Annotated in this window: 3 protein-coding genes; all 3 read right to left on the bottom strand. The window is 45.9% G+C overall.

The genetic code is table 11. From position 1 onward, the window contains the following. Positions 1–121 precede the first annotated feature (121 nt). Complete coding sequence (locus PKI34_13540) at positions 122–1,369, bottom strand: ATP-binding protein (protein ID HNS18828.1); 1,248 nt, start codon at positions 1,367–1,369, stop codon at positions 122–124. 269 nt (positions 1,370–1,638) lie between these two features. After that, positions 1,639–2,832, bottom strand: a complete 1,194-nt coding sequence (locus PKI34_13535; protein HNS18827.1) for an AAA family ATPase — start codon at positions 2,830–2,832, stop codon at positions 1,639–1,641. A 156-nt stretch (positions 2,833–2,988) separates the two neighbouring features. Next, positions 2,989–4,269 carry an ATP-binding protein gene (locus PKI34_13530; GenBank protein HNS18826.1) on the bottom strand — a complete coding sequence of 427 codons (1,281 nt, stop codon included), beginning with the start codon at positions 4,267–4,269 and terminating at the stop codon, positions 2,989–2,991. Positions 4,270–4,801 lie beyond the last annotated feature (532 nt).

Genomic DNA, 4,801 nt, shown 5'->3' with positions numbered 1-4,801 from the left:
GTTCAAATTGTTAAATTGTCAAATTGTTGTTCATTGTTCTACTGCCTATTGCCAATTGCCAACTGCCGACTGCCTACTGGCTACTGCCTACTGGCTACCGTCTACCGGCTACTGCTGACTGTCATTCGTTGTTCGCCGTTCGCTGTTCACTTATTTTGCTGCTTCCCGTCAAGTACTCCCATGCCGGGACTACGTCAATTTCAAAACTATCTTTCCCGATCCTGTCCCTGCCGGAGAAAGTGACGATGATTGCCCTGGATTTTCCGAAGCGCTTCATGGCTCTCATCAGGCCATTCAGCTCCCGGTCGAGATTGTCGGGTGTCAGATCATAACATACCTGGACGATCTCTGCGACGGCACCACGATCCATGGCCACGAAATCACACTCACCCTGTTCATCAAAATAATACAGCTCACGGTACTTTCTCCTTAAATGCAAAAATACCACATTTTCCAGCTTCCGGCCGGCATCTTCCGACATGGAAACCGATATCGCCTCCACCAGCCCAGGATCAATGGCGTACACCTTGCGGGGATTGATCATTTGAGCTTTTACGGAATCGCCATACATGGGCATAAGGGAAACCAGGCAGGACATCTCCAGGTGCGAAAACCAGCTTAAAACCGTGCTGGTGGCTCCGATCGAAAGCGGTTGTTTCAGCTTTGTCGCCGTGACACGGTTGCCGGTATTTGATAAAAGATACGAGGCGAGCCGCTGCAGACTCCTGATGTCCCTGATCCCGTAACGTGCTACGATATCGCGAATGAGTACGTCGTTGAAAAGCGTGGCCAGCTGCTCCGGGTCTCCGCTTTTTACGTACTCGGGAAAACCGCCGGTGATCATATAGGCTCCCAGGCTTTCTGCCGAAGGGCCTTCGTCCCTGAAGGTAAGAAATTCGCTGTAAGAGAAAGGGAAAAGTTCCTGTGTGATGTGACGGCCAGTGAGTTTAGAGCCCATCTCCTGGCTGAGCAACGAGGCATTCGATCCGGTGATTATCACCCGGAAGCCTTCGTCCAGTTTTTGCCTGACGTACATCTCCCACCCCTGTACCAGTTGTATTTCATCGAAGAACAGCGTGCCCGTCCCACTGCGCCTGATCACATGATCCAGACGGGAAAAATCATTCAGGGAGAATCCGTACAACCGGGGAGACTCAAAATTAAGATAGACTGTCTCCTCCTTCATCCCTTTCATCATCTGCATCAATAGGGTGCTCTTTCCGCAACGCCTCACACCCGAAATGATCAGAGCGTGCGATGCGAGGCTTTGCACAGCGGGAACCAGCTCCCTCGGTAAGCCTGTATCGCGGTTAGCAATGACTATGCTCTGTTGTTCCACAACCCGCTCTATGACACTTTCCAGAATCATTCTTATTTATATTCTGCTAAACTACAAATCTGTTTGATACTATCGAACAAAAAATGATGATTTTTGATTTTTGAATTCATTTCAGAATTCAAAATTCTTTGTTCCTTGTTCGTAAATCCATTCTTCAAATTGTTTAACCCCTCCGGGGTATTTGTATATCTGTCTGGTTAATCCTGCTACAATACTATAACCCCTACGGGGTATTCAGAATTCTTTGTTCCTTGTTCGTAGATCCATACTTCGAACTGTCTTCTTCTCTTTTCCACTTTTTAATACAAAAACCCAAACAACCACAGCGGGATGGTGTTTTTGAATCCGGTCTCAAGATCATCCGCTGCAATATATGAGTTCTCTATATTGGCAATCTGCCTGTATTTCTTGTTCTTTCCGCCTATTTCAAAGTGATGCCTTTTACCGACGGAAAAATCACCTTTATCGGTATAACCTACTTCAAACAAGGCTTTGACCTGGTTGAAGAAAAAACTTTCCCGGATACTGCCCTGGTTTGAGTTCTCTGTAGCCAGGCAAAACATCAGGTTCGGATGATGCAGATAGATCTTCTCAGGTTTAGCCAGCTTCGAAATGCCTTTTTTATCAGATCTTAGTAAAGAGATCAACATGGCCTCATTTAAATAATATAAGTAATCCTTCAGGGTATTGATGCTTAAACCGGTCAGGCCACTGAGCTTTTCCAGGTTGGGCTTGTACGGCACCGACTCAGCGATGATCTGTATGAGCTGTTTCATCCTGCTGACATTCGAATAGTTGATGTTAGCCACCAGAGGCAGATCCGATTCGATGACTTGGTTGATGATCTCCATTAATTTTATATGATAGGTTTTTCTGTTCTCCAGAAAGAAAGGATAGTATCCGACCTGGTTGTAATCGTTGTATTCTTTGACTGGCTTTACTTTATCATTTATTGACCTGGAGATATCCATATGACCGGATAAAATTTCATCCAGGGAACAGGCAGGAAAATCAGTCCCTTTTGTCAGGTTGATATACTCCCTTAACGATAAACCGTATAGCGTGCTCAGGATACTCCTTCTCGACAGGTCGGCCCTGCCTTTGGTAAGATGCAACAGGGAAGAGCCTGTGTATATTATATGCAGATCTTTGTAATTGTCGTAAATATGTTTCAGTGATACCGACCAATCCTTATAATGATGAACTTCATCAAGGAGTAAGTGCTTACCACCGTTCTTTACGTATTCATCAACAAATTCCAGGAGATTGTTCTTCGCAAAGAAAGGATTATCCAGGCTGACATATAATCTCGTTCCGATCTTCAGGTTTGATTTTGCATGCTGGAGCAGGAGCGTGGTTTTACCAACCCCTCTGCTGCCTTTTATACCAATAAGCCGTTCAGGCTGACTGAGCAGGGAGATCTGATTCCGTGTATACCTGGTATCTACAGACTCAATCGTGCGTTCCGAAAGTTCAATGAATCTGCTTAGCATGATTTTTTCTCCAAATATACTACAAAACCGTCAATCGACTGATCGAATTTAATAAAAAACCATCAATGTAATTTCGGGATTTCATGTTTATAGTTGCTGCTCGATCTCTTACCGCCGACCGCCGACTGCCAACTGCCAACTGCCAACTGCCAAGCGTCACCCCGCCCTCAGCAGCCACTTCCACAGCGGGACAATGGAAACGGTCTTGCCATCCACCGCCATCTCTTCCTCCACTTCATTGTTGATCAGCACGCTGTGCCCCACCTCCAGGGCCTTCATCGCCTCCCTCAGCCCCTCCGTCTCACGATGCCTGGTCTGATGGTCCTGCAAAGAATGACACACATTGATCAGTTCAATTTCCTTGCTGTCATTATAAAAACAGAAATCCACCTCCTGCTTCTGCCGAAAGTACCGGATCTCCTGGTGCTTTCTCCTGAGCTGCAGATAGACAAGGTTCTCAAAGAGCCGCCCCGTATCCCTGCTGATGCTGACCAGCTCCTTCAGCCCATTGTCAACACAGTACACCTTGCGCGGGTTGCGGTTCATCTCGCTGATGCTGTTGGTAAAAAGAGGAACAGGGTAAAAAATAAACGCATCCTCCAGGTAATCAATGTACTGGTAAAGGCTTTGCTTAGCCACCCTGATGCCCAGCGACCTGAAATCATTGTACATTTTATTTATGCTCAGCAGATTGCCGGTGTTGATCAATAAAAACTTCACCAGGTACTTGATCAGGTAATGGTTCGACAGCTGGTACCGCTCGATCAGGTCCCTGTATATCACCATGTTCACATACTCGTGCAGCACGTTGTTCGCCGCATCGGCAGGAAAGTCAAACAGCTCGGGTAAAGAAGAGGACCGGATGTACTGCTCGAAGGCATGGACAATGGCAGCCTGTGACCGTGCAGAATATTCGACAACCGGTATGGACTTCCACTGAAGATACTCGCCGAAGCTTAGCGGGAATATTTCATACACCATGGTGCGGCCCCGGAGCGAGGTGGCGATTTGCTTGCTTAAGAGCTTCGATGAAGAGCCGGTAAGGTAAATGCGGCAGTTCTCCCGCTCATAGATCCGGCTGACAAAAAGCTCCCAGTTGAGGATGTTTTGTATCTCATCCAGGAAGAAGTACACCTTTTCGTCCTTGTTTTCGGGATAAAGTTCATAATAGCCCTCAATAAGATCAGTTAGCAACCTGATCTCCAGGGGGAAAAGGCGGTCATCGTCAAAATTGATGTACACCAGCAGATCACGCCTCATGGTCTTCCGTAATTTATCGATGACGGAATACAGGAAGTGTGTTTTCCCGCTTCTGCGCGCCCCGATGATGGTGATGATCTTGTTCATGTCGTCAGGCACTGCCAGTGCCCTTTCCCTCACCCCTTCATAGTCCCTTTCAATCGATTCGGTGATCAGCCTTTTGAATACTTCTTTCATTTTTGTACTATTTGAGAAGGACAAATATAGGGATTTTTGTACTTATATAACAGATAATAATAATTTAATTGCTCATTGTTAACTGATCACTGATCATTGATTATTGTTCCATTGTCAAATTGTCAAATTGTCAAATTGTTATTTCTTGTTCAATTGTTCTACTGTTCTATTGTTATACTGCTGACTGGTGACTGCTGAACGCTGACCGCTGACTGGTGACTGCTGAACGCTGACCGCTGACTGTTGACCGCTGATCCCCGCTTCGTTTCACTCGCGGGGACAGGCTGCTGACTGTCATTCGTTGTTATTTGCTCTCTGAAGAAGTACTGATTTACGAACAAAGAACATTCATTTTTGAATTCTGATTTCATTTCAGAAATCAGAATTCCTCTGTTCCTCTGTTTCTTAAATCCATTCTTCAATTGTTTAACCCCTCCGGGGTATTTGGGCGTCTGTCTGGTCATCCTGCTACTACAATACTATAACCCCTACGGGGTATTCAGAATTCTTTGTTCCTTGTTCGTAGATCCAT

It is taken from the genome of Bacteroidales bacterium (assembly GCA_035342335.1).
Classification (GTDB): domain Bacteria; phylum Bacteroidota; class Bacteroidia; order Bacteroidales; family JAGONC01; genus JAGONC01.
Note: the sequence above shows the minus strand (reverse complement) of the source record. Positions and strands in the feature narration are given on the sequence as shown.

Coding starts and splice junctions, on each gene's coding strand:
- PKI34_13540 (HNS18828.1), bottom strand. CDS start 1,369: ATGATTCTGGAAAGTGTCATAGAGCGGGTTGTGGAACAACAGAGCATA.
- PKI34_13530 (HNS18826.1), bottom strand. CDS start 4,269: ATGAAAGAAGTATTCAAAAGGCTGATCACCGAATCGATTGAAAGGGAC.
- PKI34_13535 (HNS18827.1), bottom strand. CDS start 2,832: ATGCTAAGCAGATTCATTGAACTTTCGGAACGCACGATTGAGTCTGTA.